At 33.0% G+C, this 17,365-nt stretch carries 10 protein-coding genes; 7 read left to right on the plus strand and 3 right to left on the minus strand.

Going from position 1 to position 17,365, the window contains the following annotated elements; all coding sequences use genetic code 11:
* Positions 1-196 precede the first annotated feature (196 nt).
* From WN975_RS25300 to WN975_RS25310, 3 genes are all read right to left on the minus strand, one after another.
* Entirely contained in the window at positions 197-2,599 is a 2,403-nt protein-coding gene (locus WN975_RS25300) for an arylsulfatase (protein WP_337968884.1), read from the minus strand.
* A 485-nt stretch (positions 2,600-3,084) separates the two neighbouring features.
* Positions 3,085-4,104 carry a proline-specific peptidase family protein gene (locus WN975_RS25305; RefSeq protein ID WP_337968885.1) on the minus strand — a complete coding sequence of 340 codons (1,020 nt, stop codon included), beginning with the start codon at positions 4,102-4,104 and terminating at the stop codon, positions 3,085-3,087.
* Between the two features lie 253 nt (positions 4,105-4,357).
* The gene (locus tag WN975_RS25310; protein WP_337968886.1) at positions 4,358-7,069 is read right to left on the minus strand and encodes a S8 family serine peptidase; all 2,712 of its coding nucleotides are present in this window, start codon (positions 7,067-7,069) and stop codon (positions 4,358-4,360) included.
* A 577-nt stretch (positions 7,070-7,646) separates the two neighbouring features.
* On the opposite strand from WN975_RS25310, the gene WN975_RS25315 reads away from it, so the two are divergent.
* From WN975_RS25315 to WN975_RS25345, 7 genes are all read left to right on the plus strand, one after another.
* Complete coding sequence (locus WN975_RS25315; RefSeq protein ID WP_337968887.1) at positions 7,647-8,477, plus strand: M57 family metalloprotease; 831 nt, start codon at positions 7,647-7,649, stop codon at positions 8,475-8,477.
* 223 nt (positions 8,478-8,700) lie between these two features.
* A complete protein-coding gene (locus WN975_RS25320; protein ID WP_337968888.1) occupies positions 8,701-9,732 on the plus strand; it encodes a LacI family DNA-binding transcriptional regulator in 1,032 nt (343 codons plus the stop codon).
* Between the two features lie 307 nt (positions 9,733-10,039).
* Positions 10,040-12,205 carry an alpha-glucuronidase family glycosyl hydrolase gene (locus tag WN975_RS25325; protein ID WP_337968889.1) on the plus strand — a complete coding sequence of 722 codons (2,166 nt, stop codon included), beginning with the start codon at positions 10,040-10,042 and terminating at the stop codon, positions 12,203-12,205.
* Positions 12,206-12,276: 71 nt separating this feature from the next.
* Positions 12,277-13,014, plus strand: a complete 738-nt coding sequence (locus WN975_RS25330; protein WP_337968890.1) for an SDR family oxidoreductase — start codon at positions 12,277-12,279, stop codon at positions 13,012-13,014.
* A 331-nt stretch (positions 13,015-13,345) separates the two neighbouring features.
* Positions 13,346-14,518 carry a mannonate dehydratase gene (gene uxuA / locus WN975_RS25335; RefSeq protein ID WP_337969019.1) on the plus strand — a complete coding sequence of 391 codons (1,173 nt, stop codon included), beginning with the start codon at positions 13,346-13,348 and terminating at the stop codon, positions 14,516-14,518.
* Between the two features lie 111 nt (positions 14,519-14,629).
* Complete coding sequence (locus WN975_RS25340) at positions 14,630-15,685, plus strand: endo-1,4-beta-xylanase (protein ID WP_337968891.1); 1,056 nt, start codon at positions 14,630-14,632, stop codon at positions 15,683-15,685.
* A 221-nt stretch (positions 15,686-15,906) separates the two neighbouring features.
* Positions 15,907-17,340, plus strand: a complete 1,434-nt coding sequence (locus WN975_RS25345; protein WP_337968892.1) for an MFS transporter — start codon at positions 15,907-15,909, stop codon at positions 17,338-17,340.
* Positions 17,341-17,365 lie beyond the last annotated feature (25 nt).

Genomic DNA, 17,365 nt, shown 5'->3' on the forward strand with positions numbered 1-17,365 from the left:
TGTTAGTTCGAACAATTTAAGTATGATCACTTTATTCAGTAAATCATTTATAAGTAGAGATATACAATAGAATTTTTACAACATTAAATGTTTAAATATCTCTGTATTATATTTCAAATTTTACAATATCTTTCAAAAAAGACCAATGAGAATCATAAAATGAAAAATCGAATTGGTCTTTTTATATCTAAATAAATTATTGTTTTAAATCAACTGTAACTTTTTCTATTTTTCCCTGAAAAGTAAACGGAGCATCATAAGTTCTGTCGACCGGTGTACCAAAATCTTCGCCAACATCAAGAGTTTCATCAGCAGAAAAACGGCTTGGAACTGTTTTAGGAATATCTCCGCTTGCTACTTTTTTTCCATCAACCAATAAGGTAGCTTTTGCTGCTTTACCAACACCTCCGCCGGCATAATCAAAATTTAATACGATTGTATGTTTACCCGCAGTTAAAGCAGTTGGCGATTGTATACGCCATTTATGATTCGGATAATGAGAGAAAGCATAAGCAAAAGTTGGTTTTCCTTTTTGAAGCATCAAAGCTAAACCTGCAAAATAACCACCTTGAGTAATAATCATTCCTTCTTGTCCTGCTTTGACGTCAATATCAGCCGTAATACTAAACGAAGTATTTTTCATATTTGGCGCCATTCCTTCTGTTATACGAGATGTTCCTTGATGGAAAGTAAATTTCGTTCTTCCTTTATTTAAATTAGGACGATTTTCAGGGTTCACACGATCAATATAACGATCATCAAAAGGGAAAACTTTATATTTTTGCGCTTCTTCCATAAAAGCTTTTTGCATGTCTTTTAATTTCTCAGGATTTTGTGCCGCAATATCATTAGCTTGACTATAATCTTTTGTCAGATCATACAATTCCCATTTATAATCTTTTACAGGATCTTCTGATGGAATTGGATGTCCTTGCCAAGGTAGATTTTTTGGAGTTGTATTGGCCAGCCAGCCATCTTTATAAAAACCTCTGTTGGCAATAACTTCAAAATATTGAGTTTTGTGAGTTTCAGGAGCACTTGCATTATCAAACGAATAGACCAAACTTTTTCCTGCTATAGGTTCTTGTTCAAAACCATCAACTTTTTTGGGCTGAGGTATATTTGCTGCTTCCAGAATTGTTGGTACAATATCAGTAATATGTGCAAATTGACTGCGAATTTGTCCCACTTGTTTGATTCTTGCAGGCCATGAAATCACCATTCCGGTGCGGCTTCCTCCTAAATGCGAAGCGATTTTTTTATCCCATTGAAAAGGCGTATTCATAGCGTGAGCCCAACTTTGAGAATAATGTTCTGCCATCCACGGACCACCAAAATCGTCGAGATGTTTCAGCATAAATTCTTCAGTATCAACTTCGCCATTTACCATAATACCAATTTCGCTTGTCAATCCCTGACCAGTTGGATCCTCGGCACTGGCTCCGTTATCACCCATTATAAAGATGACCATCGTATTATCATATTGCCCTAAATCTTTAATAGATTGCAATATTCTACCAATTTGATTGTCGCAATACGCTAGCATTGCAGCATAAACTTCCATTTCTCTAGCGGCTACTTTTTTCATTCCCGGAGAAAGAGCATCCCATTTTTGATATTCCGGTGGAGTAGCTGCCAATAATGCATCCGAAGGTATAATGCCTAATTTCTTTTGGTTTTCGTAAGTTGCAATACGTTGTTTGTCAAATCCCTGATCAAATTTTCCTTTAAATTTTGCAATCCATTCCTTTGGTGCCTGATGAGGTGCGTGTGCTGTTCCAGGCGTATAATAAGCAAAGAAAGGTTTGTTTGGCGAAACGTTTTTTTGTGTTTGTATCCAATGAATAGCATGATCTGCTAAATCTCGGTCTAAAATATAATCAGGATCTACTTTTTCGTCTTTAAAATAAGGATCGACAGGTTTTGTACCTTCAAACAAAGCAGGTCTAAATTGATGCGCATCTGCACCCAGAAAACCGTAGAAATATTCGAAACCTAAACCTGTTGGCCATAAATTAAAAGGTCCGGCAGGAGTAGATTGCCAATCCGGTACATTATGATTTTTTCCAAACCATGAAGTTCCATAACCATTATCAGTCAATATTTTACCAATTGTAGCAACGCTCCGCGGCACTAGACTGTTATATCCGGGATATGGAGTAGAGAATTCCATAATAATTCCTGTTGCTGCTGTATGATGGTTTCGTCCTGTAATAAGTGCAGCTCTCGAAGGCGAACAAACCGCTGTTGTATGAAATCTGTTGTATCGTAATCCGTTTTTGGCAAGAGCATCAAAATTTGGTGTCGGTATTGGACCTCCAAAAGTAGAAGTTGCACCAAAACCAACATCATCTATCATAATTAATAATACGTTGGGAGCTCCTTCAGGTGCGCTAACTTCTTTAGGCCATTCTATAGGATCAGAATCTTTGATTGTAGGGGCAACTTTACCGACTTTTTGATAAGGTTCTATAGGAAGAACAGTTCGATCTGGCCAGTTTTGATCAGATGATTTTTCCTGAGCCTGAATTGAGTTAATAAAAAGCACATTAATAAATAGTAAAAGCACTATTTTCAAGAGTAAAAAATTAATTTTCATAATTATACTTTTATTGGTTGGAAAAAGAACTGAAAAATATATACGATGAGTGCTAATGTTAACCGATAAATAAAATTTACTCAGGAAACACTTGAAAAGATTGTTGTTATTTGTTTATGGGAGTTTTAAAATTAGAAAAAAAAAGAACTGACCTTTAAAATTGTAGGAAAGAAATGGTTGCAAATTATAACTTGCAACATTGTTTTGACAATTCTTTTAAAAATTTGATGAGTTTGTTCTTTTTAACTGATGCTAAATTTTACTTTAATTATGAGGAAGTATTTCTGTATTTCTACCACATCAGAAAGTTGATTTTTCAATTTGAAATTAAAAATACTTGGTGTAAAATTTTTCAGAATAAATCTGCACAAACAAAGAAGAATGAAAAAGGAGAGTTTATAAAAGAAAAACACCTGTAAAAAAGCTTTTACAGGTGCCTTATTAAATATTATTCAGGACTAGTTTTAATGATTTAAAACTTCATTTTAAAACTTTTCAGAATCGACATCATTTACAAATTGAATTACGCCATTCATAAAAACCTTTTGATCGTCCCACATTGCTAAATGGCTTCCGTTAGGACAATATAAATATCTTCCTTTTTGAACCAATTTGCTTTGTTCTTCCATCGCTTTTGGATCCATTGTATCATATTTGGCTCCAATCATTAAAGTAGGAATTTTAAGTTCGTGTAAACGATTTTTAATGTCCCATTTAGCTAAACGACCGCTAATTCCAAATTCACTAGGTCCTTGCATTAAAGTATAAATTTCTCCATTAATATGTTTGCTGGCACGATTTAATCCATCCGGCCATTCATTTAATCGGCACAAATGTTTTTTGTAGAAATTAGGAATCAATAACTCCATATAGCGCGGATTACTAAAATCTTTTTTAGCTTCTAATGCTCTGATTTCGGCTAGAATTTCCGGTTTCATTTGTTTTGCGAGCACTTCATCAGCGTATTTTCCATATTCAGGCGCACTGGCAACCATATTTGCAACCAATAAACCTTTTAAATTTTGCTGATATTTTAAGGCATATTCCATTGCAAGTATTCCGCCCCAGGAATTTCCTAAAACATAAAAATTATCCTTATCTGCTCCAATAGCTTTACGTACTTGTTCTACTTCTTCAACAAAACGTTCTGTTGTCCATAATGTGCTGTCTTTTGGCTGATCGCTGTAATAAGATCCCAGTTGGTCATATTCGTAGAATTCATAACCTTCACGCTGAAAAAAGGTTTCAAAACATTCCATATATTCATGCGTCATTGCTGGTCCGCCATGCAACAATAGTATTTTAATTTTTGGATTATTTCCAAATCGTTTCGTCCATACTTTAAATTCCCCAACAGGTGTTTTAATAGGAATCATTTTTACACCAGCTGATTCTACTTCGTTATTTTGATTATAAGAAAAATAATCTTGAAGAGATTTTGATTTCGTTTCATTTTTACAAGAAACAGTAAGTAGAATTAAACTTAAGAAGAGAATAGCGCGCATATTTTTAGAGTTTGATAGTTGGTTTGGAATTACTTTTCAGATTAAAAATACAAATTTCTTTTATAAGTAGTATTTGTAATGAACGAAGCTTTCTTTCTTAGATCGGTTGAGGTTATTGTGTGGATGCTTTTTCTATTTAGATTTTGAGAATTTTATCTAAAGAGAAGGAATGCTTAATTATTTTTTAGCAGAAGGTTTAATAAATCATAAAAACCTTAATTTATTATTTATATGACTTTTAGTGGATATCAGTTTAAAAAACTATAATTTTTCCTGTTTGTGTTTCTCCTAATTTTGTAATTATTTTATAGATATAAATTCCCGAAGCAGTATTTTTTAGATTGATGTTATTGGTTTTAGAAAGTAGAGGAGAAGTAATAGTATTTTGTCCATTCATATTGTACAAATAGAAAATAGCGTTTTCTTCTTTTTGGGCTTCAATATTTAATTCTCCATTTTTGCTCAATATTGTAGGGTGGACAAAAAACAAATCATTGCCTAAATAATTAGTATCAAGAATTTGAGAACTTACTACATTATTGTTTTCTAAAATCAGATTTATTTTATATTTATTGCTGCCCTTTATCAGAGTAGAATCTAGAAAAGAGAATGTTTTTGAATCGATACTATTGATTGTGCTAATAACACTTTCGATGTTATTAATTATTTTCACTAACTCAATTCTTTTGATATTGTACAAGCTGAAAAGACTGGCATCAATCTTTACTTTATTTTCCTCAAAAATTTCTGCCAAAGTCAACTCAAAATAACAATTTGAGTTTTGAGCATACTGTAATGTTGATTCGCTTTTTATGCCTTCGATATTGTCAAATACAGGAATAACAGTGTAAATTTTTCCGTCATTATAGGCATAAGTAGCGTTTGTTATTTGTTCTTTAAATTCTAAACGATCTCCTGTCAGTTGATAAATATTATAGGAAGAAACATCGGCGGGTTTGTTCCAGTTAATTTCGGTTGTGCCATCGCAAACTAAACTGGTATTGATATTCAAATCATAAGAAATAGTAAAGTTATCAGAGATATAATCAGTGTTTTCAATGGTCATTTTTAATTTTGCTTTCGAAAATTTTTGTTCTGTTGGCGTATAAGTAAATTGTTCGCTATCCAGATTTGCATTATTTGCGATAACTTCCCAAGACTGTCCATTATTATAACTTATAGACAATTGTCCAGAGACATCAGAAAATGAAGAATTCCATTTGAAAGGAGAAATAGTTTTACCATCATAAGGAAAATTATCATTGATAACAGGATAATTCCACTCAAATTGATTTTTCAATTCATATTCATAAGCTATGCTGTATTCCAGAGACGCATTCGATATGTAAAAACCAGTAACATTGATAGTATAAGGTCGAGATGACGGATTTTCGATAGTGACTTGCTCTACAGTATTAATTTTATCTTTTCCTCTTACTGCTTGTTGCTCAGGTACATCAGGATTAAGAATCCACGGTAAGAAAGTGGAATTGTCAGCCGAAATAACTTCGATATCTAAATCGTTTACCAAACTTATGTTACTATTGATTGCAGCGGGTAAATCGTTCCAGACTAATGTGATTTTTAAGTTTTTGGCATTTTCCGGAACGGTAATAATATGTGAGTTTATCTGACCAGATGTCAAATTACCTGATATAATTCTATTTTCGCTGATCGTTTTTAAACATTTATCAGCATTGATATTGCCATAACCATAAATAAAATCTGGGCCTGGATTGCCTAAATCTTTAGCACTATTAATTAAAATTGCTTTTGTAAGTGCATTAGTTAGAGAGATGTTGTTTATAGACTTATAATGTTGTTTCATAAGCGTAATAATTCCTGTAGCTACTGCTGTAGAATTTGAAGTTCCTTGTGTGCTAAAGGCAACTAACTCAGGTTTTATACGGCCGTCATAAGCTGGACCTTTTGAAGAAAACGGCATAATTACTTCGTTTTGATCAATACAACCCAATACGATACTATTTTTGGATTGCTTGAAGTTACCGGTAATAGATTTATAACCCTGAAGTCCAGTATTCCCAGAGGAAAAACAATGTGTCAAATCAGTATTTGAGAATAATTGAGAATCATAAGCATTAGCAAGCGAGCCATAAAAATTCTCAATCTCTGTACCGTAGGAATGGTTTTGTGTGGCAGCGCCTTGTAAAGTTGTTACTTCATCAGGATAGATATTCAAAAAGTCAGACGATAATATCTTGGCTTTTTGAACGACTCCTTTTCCTAATGTAGAACTATTTCCTAATCCCGAAACTATAGTTGCCATTGCTGTTGCATGGCTTGATACAATTGTAGATTGTGTCGAAGAAGGAACCTGTTTATTTAAGAGATCAATATCATTTACATCAAAAAAATCATCTTTGATGGCTACAATTTGATTTTCACCTGTTAAAAGAGGAAAATTAGTATTTGCTTTATTTACAGAATTGATAGTGAAATTTTGGTCTATTATTTTAGACTCACTTTTTGGCAGCAACGCTTCTTGCGAAACAGAAGATACACTGTTTAAAGTTATAATCTCCTCAATTTTTTTGGAATCACTTTTTATCATTAAAAGATGGTTATCCAGTATTTTGATATCAGAAATGTTCCTTGATTTCAAGTCAATAATTAACGTTTTGATGCTATCAGTTGCAATTATATACTGTTTTTCTTCTATATGATTTGAAAAATTTGAGGGTAATTTCCATAAGCTATTAACAGGGAAAGTTTTTTGTAGAATCTGATTAGATCTCAAACTTTCATTTTCAACAATACAAAAAGTACTATCCAATTTTTTTACAATCTTGTATTTATTGTGATGTGCATTTTCTAAAGACGTAAGATAGTATTTCTCCAATTTTCTTCCGTTTTCTTTCTTGACGTATTGTTTCCACTTATCAGAACTCTGTGAGAAACTGATTGTAGTTATGATAAAAAAGAGAAAAGTAATTTGTTTCTTCATTTACTGTAGATGTTAGGGCTATTATAAATATTCTGATTAATCATAACACAATTCACTATCATAGCTCTTTTTCACTTCTTAACTGCGATAAAACAAAGATGAAATTGTATTTAATGATTTCTATTTGAAATATTTATGCGTTGTAGGTAAATCAAATTTATTAAAATATTTGTAAAAATTTTATGATTTTTTATTTTCTACGTAATCTTCAAAATTTGTATCGCAATCTTCTTTTTTTAGAACCCTTTTTTATGTTTTAGATAGTCTATAAAACTGCAAAATCATTTTTTAACACATTTTGCATTAGATAAAATTTATAAATGATATTTTTTAATGTAACAAATTGATTTGTATTGAGTTATTGGTTTTGCTGGGTTTACCATAATAATCAAACAATTATTGCTAAAAAAGTTACATAAAATTATTTAACAAAAAATGTTAAAATTGTTAAATAGTTATTTTATAAGTATTTTAAGATTAAAAATTATATAAATTTGACAATAAATATTACAATATTTTGTAAAGACCCCCTATTTACCAACTTATTTTAAAAACCCAAATAACCTATTTATTATTTATGAAAAAAATTAAATCAATTTTAGCCCTGTCATTTATAGCGCTAACGATTTTGTCCTGTAACAAAGAAGATCAGGCAGATCAATCAAACCAAGCATCTCTTAAAGTAACTCCAGAAGTATTAAATAAACTTAGAGCACTTTCATTAAATGCTACAGATGTTCAAGTGATTAAAAACACTAAGTTAGACGGTACCATTGAGGACGCATTCCTTGTAGAAGGAGATATTATCGTTACTCAGGATCAATTAAATAAAATGGATCTTCATGGAGGTATTACTACAGAGCAATACCATACTACTAATTTAGTATCTGCACCAAGAACTATTAAAGTTGTTGGATTAACAGGAACTGGAACAACAGCTCTAAGTACAAATATGCGTGCTGGATTACAAGCAGCTATAAATAGATACAATAATCTAGGATTGTCTATTAACTTCACGCTAACTTTTAGTTCAAGTACTTCTGGGGCAAACATTGTTGTCCGGAGACAAACGGGATCTGCTGGTGGAGTAGCAGGTTTCCCTTCAGGAGGAGCACCTTATAATTCAGTTACATTATATTCTGGATTAGATACTTATTCAACAGGTGTAAATGCACACGTATCTGCACACGAAATTGGTCACTGTATTGGTTTACGCCATACAGACTGGTTTAGCCGTCAAAGCTGTGGACAGAATTCAAACGAAGGAACAGCTGGTGTTGGAGCAATTCAAATTCCAGGAACACCTTCTGGATATGATGCAACTTCATATATGAGAGCATGTTTCGGTTCAAATGAAACTGGAGCATTCAATTCTAACGATATTACAGCTCTTAATTATTTATATTAAAAATTAAATTAAGGGGTCTTTACAAAATATAAGAGGCTGTTTCACAATTTGTGAAACAGCCTCTCTTTTTTATTGGATATAAGTGTAATTATTTTATAATAAAGTAAATGCTTTTTTGTAGTAAAATAGATGACAACTCCAGTTTACAATATGCTAAATGCATACACAATGGGTTGTTATATCATTAAAATAATTACATTTACTGATATTAGTATTATAATTGATGGAAGAACACAAACATGTAACGATATATGATATTGCCGAGAAGCTCAATCTTGCGACATCAACGATTTCAAGAGCTTTAAAAGATCATCATACTATCAGTGAAAAGACAATCAAAAAAGTAAAGCAGACAGCCAAGGAAATGGGTTTTGTACCGAACACTTTGGCGGCAGGTTTGCGAGGTAATAAATCGAGAACTATTGGTATTTTAATACCAACAGTAACGCAGCCTTTTTTGTCCTCTTTGATTAGTGGTATTGAAATTACGGCTCAAAAATCTGAATATTCAGTCATTATTATGCAGTCGCATGATTCATACGAAACAGAAGTTAATTTAGCCAAGTCCTTATACAGCAACAGAGTAAGTGGAGTTATATGCTCCCTTGCAATGGAAACCAAAGATACCTCTCATTTTAAACAATTTTCAAATAACAATATTCCCTTAGTATTTGTTGACAGGGTTCCCAGAGATTATGATACTTTTCGTGTTGTAATCAATAATTATCTGGCGGGTTACAAGGCGACAAAGCATTTGATAGAGCAAGGATGCAGAAGAATTGCGCATTTAACTGCCGGATCAGAATTTGGTACACTTTATAATGAACGAAAGAGAGGTTACATCGATGCCTTATTAGAACATGAACTGCCAGTCGATGAAAGTTTGATTATTAGTCTGAAAGAAATGAAGTATGAAGATGGAGTAAAGGCTTGCAATCAATTATTTGATTTAAAACCTCCTCCGGACGGTCTTTTTGCTCCTGGAGATATTCTTGCTGTAAGTGCAGTACAGACCGCTAAAAAAAGAGGTGTTAAAATACCTGAAGAGTTTGCGGTAATAGGGTTTAACAATGATCCAATTTCTGAAATCATTGAGCCTAACATCTCTACTATAACACATCCTGCTGAGAAAATGGGTAAAGCTGCGGCTGAACTGATTATCAAAAATCTAAAATCGGCTAAGGAAGAAGATGCAAAAGAAATTACATTTTTAAATACACAAGTCCTCATACGTGAATCCTCTAAAAGGATTTAAAACTCACTTTAATTCTATAAAATAACCTGTTAATACATACGTATTAACAGGTTATTTTTTTACAATAAAACCTCGATTTTAATTTGCCGTCGATGATTTAAATCTCTTAGCGAAATAATCTAAAATTTAAAAAAAATCGATTTTTAGTTTTTTATTACCATATTTTTGTATTTTAGCGCAACCGATTGCAAGTTGTGTATTTTTTCTGAAAGTATATTTTTTTAGCACTTTTTTTGATAAATAAGTTGCTTTTGGATAAAATCTGTGATTTGTACTTAAAATGATAAATTGATAGAAAGCAAATAAAATGACGTATACAAAAAGGACTTTTTTCAGATCTATTTTACTTTTTTTTGCGGTTTGCTATTCTGTATCGGCTCAAAAAGATTATAAATTATGGTTGCAATACAATAAGATTACTAATGATGATCTGAAAGCAGAATATCTTTCCAATATTCAGGAAATTGTTTCTTTGGGAAATTCTGAAACTATAAAAATTGCCCGTGCTGAATTAGAATTAGGTTTGAATGAGATGTTAGGAAACAAACTCGAAAATGAGTCAATAACTACGGGAGATAATACTATTATTATTGGTTCGAAAGCATCGTTAGATTCAGAAATCCAAAAAGAAATTGGAAACTTTGATCAGATCAATGAAGAAGGGTTTATGATTAAGTCAATTTTCGTAAAAGATAAAAAACACATTTTGATCACCGGTAAAAAGGACATTGGAGTTTTATACGGCGTTTATACTTTTTTAAGATTGATTCAAACCAATAAGTCAATTAAAAATCTAAATATTGTTGATGCACCTAAAACAAATATTAGAATTCTAAATCATTGGGATAATTTGGACAGAACCGTTGAACGCGGTTATGCCGGATTCTCTTTGTGGAATTGGCAAAAATTACCTGATTTTATAGATCAGCGTTATATTGATTACGCCAGAGCCAATGCATCAATTGGGATTAACGGAACTGTTTTGACCAATGTAAATGCAAATGCCTTAATCTTAACACCTCAATATTTAGAGAAAGTTCAAGCTTTGGCCAATGTATTCAGACCATACGGAATCAAAGTGTATTTAACAGCAAGATTTTCGGCACCAATTGAAATTGGAGGTTTAAAAACAGCCGACCCAAAAGATGCTGAAGTAATAAAGTGGTGGAAAAATAAAGCAGCTGAAATTTACAAACAAATCCCTGATTTTGGAGGTTTCTTGGTCAAAGCAAATTCAGAAGGTCAACCGGGACCACAAAACTACGGAAGAGATCACGTTGATGGAGCCAATATGCTGGCTGATGCCGTAGCACCTTTTGGAGGCATAATTATGTGGCGTGCATTTGTGTATTCAGAACATGATGCTAATGATCGTGCTAAACAAGCATATGCCGAATTTGTGCCTTACGACGGAAAGTTTAGAGAAAATGTGATTGTTCAGGTAAAAAATGGCGCGATCGATTTTCAGCCTCGCGAACCTTTTCATCCCATGTTTGGTGCAATGCAAAAAACACCTTTAATGATGGAGTTTCAAATCACACAGGAATATCTGGGTTTTAGTACACATTTGGTTTATTTACCCAAATTATTTCAGGAAGTTTTAGAATCGGACACCTATCAAAAAGGAAAAGGTACAACGATCGCCAAAGTAATTGATGGTACTTTGAGTCACACAAAACTTAGCGGAATTGCAGGTGTTTCGAATATAGGAAATGATCTAAACTGGACCGGACATCCTTTTGCACAGGCAAATTGGTATGGCTTTGGAAGACTGGCATGGAATCCTTACTTAGACTCTGAAACTATTGCTGATGAATGGCTGAGATGTACATTTTCGAACGATGAAAACTTCATTAAACCAGTTAAAGGTATGATGATTCAATCAAGAGAAGCGGTTGTAAATTACATGACTCCTCTGGGTTTGCATCACATTATGGATACGGGACATCATTATGGTCCGGGTCCGTGGGTTTCTAATTTATCAAGACCAGAATGGAATCCGGTGTATTATCACAAAGCGGATAAAAACGGAATAGGTTTCGACCGTTCTAAAACAGGAACCAATGCCACAGCACAATACGCGCCAGAAATAGAAAAACTTTTTTCGACTTTAGAAACTTGTCCGGAGAAAGATTTATTGTGGTTTCATCATGTTTCCTGGGATTATAAATTAAAAAATGGACAAACACTTTGGAATGGTTTGGCTTTAAAATATCAGGAAGGCGTAAATCAGGTAAAAGAAATGCAGAATATCTGGGACAAAACTGAAAAATATATTGACAGTGATCGTTTTAAAGAAGTTCAAATGTTATTAAAAATTCAGTATCAGGAAGCAAAATGGTGGCGCGATGCCTGTCTGCTTTATTTTCAGCAATACTCGGGTAAAGAATTGCCGGTTGGAGTAGAGAAACCAAAACAGTCTTTGGACTATTTTAAATCATTAAAGTTTCCTTTTGCACCGGGAAATGGATAGGTAAATGAACTATTGAATAATTGTAACGCGAATCCGTGTAATCAGCGTCCAATAAATATATATTAAAAAAAATGAGTACAAAAACGGCAATTGTAACCGGAGGAAATTCGGGTTTGGGTTTCGCAACAGCGAAGAAATTATGCGATAACGGAATCAAAACCTATATAATCGGAAGAACGAAAGAAAAAACAGAAGAAGCTTGTAAGGAAATTGGACCAAATGCAATTCCAGTACTTTTTGATCTTAATAATATTGATGGAATTGCAGAAATGATTGAGAATCTGACCAGAGAAAATCGGATTGATATTTTGGTAAATAATGCAGGAATCAACATGAAAAAGGAATTTTTAGACGTTACTGATGAAGATTTTCTATCCATAATTCACACCAATTTGTTAAGTGTTTTTGCCGTTAGTAAAGCTGTTGTAAAAAACATGAAAGAAAATGGCGGCGGAAGTATTATTAATATTAGTTCAATGGCTTCACAATACGGAATTCCGAAAGTAATTGCATATTCTGCCAGTAAAGGCGCAATAGAATCCATGACACGTGCAATGGCGGTAGAGTTGGCACCATTTGGAATCAGAGTAAACTGTATTGCGCCGGGTTTTATTAAAACAAAAATGTCAGCAAAAGCTTTGGACAGTGATCCGGAAAGAAAAAATAAAGTGCTTTCAAGAACTCCGATGGGCGTTTTAGGAGAACCATCAGATATTGCAGATGCGGTTTATTATTTCGCCTTGAGCGAATCAAAATATACAACCGGAACTATTTTACCAGTTGATGGAGGAAATAGTATTGGTTTTTAAATCTTAAGGAATAAATGAATAGCGTTCAGCTTTAGCTGGATGTAAATAGTTGCTAATTTAAATTGCCTATAGAGGAACGCGGATTAAACGGATTTTTCATCTGTGTTCCTTTTGCAAAGAGTTAGATAGAATTGTTAAGATTAAAATGATTTTGTTTCACGCAGATTTTGCAGATTAGAGCAAATTTAATTTTAGATTTTTATTAAATTAATTTGCGCTTATCAGCTTAAATCTTTTTAAATCTGCGTGAAAAATAACTAAGACATATACATAATTTGGATATCAGTACTTTATGTTTAAATAATTCTAATAGTAGTTTAGTATGATAAAAATGCAGCAAACCATGCGGTGGTTTGGTCCTCAGGATAACGTCACTTTAAAAGATATTAAGCAAGCCGGCGCGACAGGAATCGTAACGGCACTGCATCAAATTCCTGTTGGAGAAGTCTGGACAATCGATGATATTAAAGAAAGAAAGCAAATGATTATCGAAGCCGGATTAGAGTGGTTGGTTGTAGAAAGTTTGCCTGTTCATGAAGAAATAAAGCGCGCTACCGGAAATTATTTGCAATACATTGAAAACTATAAAATTATTATCAAAAATCTTTCAGCATGCGGTATTAAAATCATCACTTATAATTTTATGCCAGTTTTAGATTGGGTTAGAACAAATCACAATTTTGTTAATGAAGACGGAAGTAAAGCTTTGTTGTATAATCAGGATGCCTTTACTTATTTTGATGTTTTTTTATTAAAAAGACCCAATTCAGAGAATGATTATTCTGAGGTTGAAAAAGAAAAAGCATTGCAATTTGGTAATAAACTTTCGAAAGAAGAAAAAGAATTACTTTTTAAAAATGTGTTATTAGGATTGCCGGGAAGTAAAATCAGCTTTACTGCGGAAGAAATTCTTTCACTATTAAATAATTACGCTGAAATTACTAATGAGAAATTAAGAGAGAATCTGATTTATTTTTTATCAGAAGTAGCTCCGGTAGCTGCTGAATGTGATTCTAAATTAGCGATACATCCAGATGATCCGCCATTTTCGGTTTTAGGCTTGCCCAGAATTGTTTCTACCGAAGAGGATATCAAAAAAATATTGCTTGCGGTTCCTTTAAATTCGAATGGATTGTGTTATTGCACAGGTTCGTTGGGAGCAGATCCGAAAAATAATCTGGAAAGAATTATTGATAATTGGGGAGACAGGATTCACTTTTTGCATCTTCGAAATACCTTCCGCGAAAGCGAAACTATTTTCAGAGAATCAGAACATTTGAAAGGTGATACAAAAATGGAAAGTATTGTCGAAAAAATTCTTTTACTAATGAATTTCAGAAAAGTAAGTGTACCAATGCGTCCCGATCACGGATTTTTACATTCCATTGACGAAGAAAAAGAAACTTATCCCGGATATTCTTTAACAGGAAGACTAAAAGGTCTTGCCGAACTAAGAGGCTTGGAAATGGGAATTGCTTATAAACTCGAAAATAATACTTTTTGAAATTTTAAAAACTCAAAAATAAAATTAACTATTAACCTTAAACCAAAAAAAATGAGATTAATTAATTGCTATTTACCGCTCTTGTCCCTTGTGATTTTAAGCAGCTGTAATGTGAAAAAAGAAAAAAGCGCTATTTCTTTAAAAGACAGTTATAAAAACGATTTTTATATAGGAACAGCCTTGAGTGCAGATCAAATTGAAGAAAAAAATGCCAAAGAAGATTCCTTAATAAAAAAGGAATTTAATGCTATAACAGCCGAGAATATCATGAAATCGATGTTTGTACATCCTTTCAAAGACAAATATGATTTTGCCCTGACGGATAAATTTATTGCTTATGGCGAAAAAAACAAGATGTTTATTCATGGCCACACTTTGATTTGGCACAGCCAATTGGCGCCGTGGATGCAAAAAATTAAAGACAGCACAGAAATGAAAGCCTTTATTAAAGATCATATCACGACAATTGTTTCTAAATACAAAGGCAGAGTTGATTCCTGGGATGTGGTCAATGAAGCGTTGAACGAAGATGGAACTTTAAGAAAATCGATATTTCTAAATACACTTGGAGAAAGCTATCTTGTAGATGCTTTTAAATGGGCTGCAGCTGCTGACCCAAAAGTTGATTTGTATTATAACGATTATAATAATGAAGCACCGGCTAAAAGAGCGGGAAATATTGCTTTAATCAAAAAAATCAAGGCAGCCGGAGGAAAAATTGATGGTGTGGGAATTCAGGCGCATTGGAAATTAAATCATCCGGCATTAGAAGAAATTGAGAAAAGTATCTTGGAATATTCTGCCGCTGGAGTTAAAGTAGCTTTTACCGAACTTGATATTTCTGTACTGCCAGATCCACATAATTTAAATGGTGCCGATGTAAATCAGAATTTTGAATTGAATGCAAAAATGAATCCTTATCCTAAATCACTTCCGGATTCTGTACAGGTTAAACTTGCCGAGCGTTATGCCTCGATCTTTAAATTATTTTTAAAGCATAAAGATAAAATTAGTCGTGTAACATTTTGGGGAGTTCATGATGGACAATCCTGGTTAAATGACTGGCCTATAAAAGGCAGGACAAATTACCCATTGTTATTTGATAAAGACTTAAAGCATAAAAAAGCGTATAACAGTGTAATTGAATTAAAAGAAACAAAACAATAAAAATTTGGCTTAAAAAACTCTTTTATTGAAAACTACACAACCGAATGTGCTTTTTGTTTTATATTATGAAATAATACAAAGTGAACTTGCTAATTCTGTTTTTTTATATAATTTTACACAACCGATTGTTTTATTAATTGTTTGTTTTGCAAAACCAAAAAACCAAACGAAATCTGAGAAAAATAAACTCTGATTTCGAACCAAATTAACCACATAAAATAATGAATCACATTTCACAAAAACTATCCATTAAAGAAAAAATCGGATATAGCTTAGGAGATCTCGCTGCAAATTTAGTTTTTCAGACTTTGATGACGTACCTGGCATATTTTTATACTGATATCTATGGATTATCGCCTACGGATTCTTCCATCATTATGCTTGTCGTGGGATTAGTGGCGGCTTTTGTTTTTAATCCTATTATTGGTGTACTGGCTGACAGAACCATTACAAAATGGGGAAAATTCAGACCATGGATCTTAATAACTGCTATACCTTTAGGCATCATTGCATTACTCGCTTTTACAACACCAGGATTCTCTTATCAGGGAAAAGTAATTTATGCCGTTGTAACTTATACTTTATTATTACTGTTTTATGCAAGCAATAATTTACCGTATTCGGCTTTAAGCGGTGTAATTACAGGCGACATGAAAGAGAGAAACAGTCTGTCGTCTTATCGTTTTGTGGCAGTTATGTTTGCCCAATTTTTCGTTCAGGTTTTTATGCTTGGAATTATTAAAAGTGCCGGAAATGGAGACAAAGCCATAGGTATTGAAAAAGTAATGACCGTTTTGGCTGTTATTGGTACTATCATGTTGCTTATCACATTTTTAACAACAAAGGAGCGTATTATTCCAAAACCGGAACAAAAATCAAGTGTTCGTGAAGATCTAAGCGATTTAATGAAAAACAAACCGTGGCTGATTATGTTAAGCCTTACAACGCTCGTATTCATTACTTTGTCTATGAAAGGCGGTTCTTATGTTTACTATTTTGAAAATTATGTCAATAAAGAGGAGTTGGCACTTTTTATACAGCCAATTCTGGATACATTATCAAATATAGGATTGAATCATTTTGGGAATGATCCCGTTTCTGCAGGTTTTGGATTATTCAATGCAGGCGGAATTATATTTATGATCGTGGGAATTACTTTGTCGAAAAGTCTGGCTGATAAATACGGAAAGAGAAATATATTCGGCTTGTTTTTATTCATTTCGACCTTATTTATTCTCGCCTTTTACTTCTTTCCGCCAACCGCGATTAGTTTCATATTCTTCTCCCAGATTTTGCATGGATTTTTCTACGGAATCACAATTCCGCTTTTATGGGCAATGATTGCCGATGTTGCTGATTACTCAGAATGGCTGAATAACCGTCGTGCTACAGCAATTATTTTTTCGGCAATGATGGTAGGTTTAAAAGCAGGTTTAAGTATTGGAGGTTCCTTGACAACCTTGTTTTTAGGATATTTTCACTATGTACCAAATTCCCTGACTCAAACAGATTTTGCTATAAACGGAATCAAATTATTGGTCAGTATTTTTCCTGCAATACCTTTTTTGACAGGAGTTGTGCTATTATTTTTCTATAAAATCGATAAAAATATGGAAGCACAAATAGAGGCAGATTTAAAAGAAAAGAGAACTTAATTATTTTATATAAAACAAAAACACG

Origin of the sequence: uncultured Flavobacterium sp. (assembly GCF_951805225.1) — a bacterium.
Taxonomy (GTDB): domain Bacteria; phylum Bacteroidota; class Bacteroidia; order Flavobacteriales; family Flavobacteriaceae; genus Flavobacterium.